This window comes from Polynucleobacter sp. 35-46-11, from assembly GCF_002281105.1.
Map to the genome: position 1 here is coordinate 1 of NZ_NCFJ01000680.1, position 1,168 is coordinate 1,168.

Sequence of the window (1,168 nt, forward strand, 5' to 3'; positions counted from 1 at the left end):
TCTTCTGGGGGATCAAAGCCAAAAACACCTACATTACCGATGTTTAATTTGATAATTTTGTGACCCTCCTCCTCCATGCGCTGAGCAAGCTCCAGCACGGGCCCACGAATGTCATAGCAGACGTGATTGAGTTTTTCGGACTTTAGGATCGGTTTCACAATAAATTAAAGGGTAAGTTCTTGAAAACTAGGAAAAAACAGCTAGCTATAATCCTCATAATTATGACAGAGAGTCCATGTGAAGCTTCAATCTGACCCCCATTCCGGAGCCAATACGATCACCGGTTACGGCGATGGCTACATCGAGATCAATAAGATCCCCTACAGTCACGCGGTTTTATTGAGCTCGGATGGTGAAATCCTTGAGTGGTCAGTGGGCTCCTTTGAGGAGCTAAGTCCTGCTGATTTCGCCAAAATGGCCTCTCTCAAGCCCGAATTAATCATTATTGGTACTGGCAAACGCCAGCGCTTCCCGAAGCCTGAGCTTTTAAAAACCCTCATAGAGGCTAAGCTTGGCTTTGAAGTTATGGATTCTCAAGCGGCTTGTAGAACTTACAACATTCTTGTTGGCGAAGGTCGCCAGGTGTTACTTGCCCTCATTGTGGAACCTATCTAATGCAGTTTGGCCAAGTGCGGCAATCCAGCACCCTAAACCCAGTATCTATTTTGATACTGGTTCTTGTGTATGCCTTGCTATGGTTTGGGACCTTGAACTATCGTCATCTCATTCCATCTGACGAAGGGCGTTACGCCGAGATTGCTCGTGAGATGCTTGTCACTGGAGATTGGGTTACTCCTCGCTATAACGGCTACAAGTATTTTGAAAAACCCCCATTACAAATTTGGGCTACCGCTACCGCCTTTAATCTTTTTGGCATCGGTGATTGGCAGGCGCGCTTATGGACTGCGCTGACTGGTTTTCTAACGATTGTATTTATTGGATTTACGGGGGCACGGATCTATAGCGCACGAGCAGGTTGGTTAGCTGCTATCGCTTTAGCATCGAGCCCAATGTGGGTGATTGGTGGCCACATCAACTCGCTGGATATGGGATTGTCAGCATTTTTAGTTGCTGCCCTCTGCAGTCTTTTATTGGCACAAACTTCTCATAACTCGAGTGACACTAGGAAATGGATGTGGGCTTGCTGGGCCTTCATGGCTCTTGCAAC

Annotated in this window: 2 protein-coding genes and 1 pseudogene; 2 read left to right on the forward strand and 1 reads right to left on the reverse strand. The window is 46.8% G+C overall.

Going from position 1 to position 1,168, the window contains the following annotated elements; genetic code table 11:
• A pseudogene (locus B7Y67_RS18725) lies at positions 1–158 on the reverse strand (aminotransferase); the annotation flags it as partial.
• Between the two features lie 79 nt (positions 159–237).
• On the opposite strand from B7Y67_RS18725, the gene B7Y67_RS18730 reads away from it, so the two are divergent.
• Both B7Y67_RS18730 and B7Y67_RS18735 read left to right on the forward strand, forming a co-directional pair.
• A complete protein-coding gene (locus tag B7Y67_RS18730) occupies positions 238–615 on the forward strand; it encodes an Mth938-like domain-containing protein (RefSeq protein WP_215301444.1) in 378 nt (125 codons plus the stop codon).
• A partial coding sequence (locus tag B7Y67_RS18735) for a phospholipid carrier-dependent glycosyltransferase (protein WP_293599923.1) occupies positions 615–1,168 on the forward strand: 554 nt, incomplete at its 3' end. The genes B7Y67_RS18730 and B7Y67_RS18735, both read left to right, overlap by 1 nt.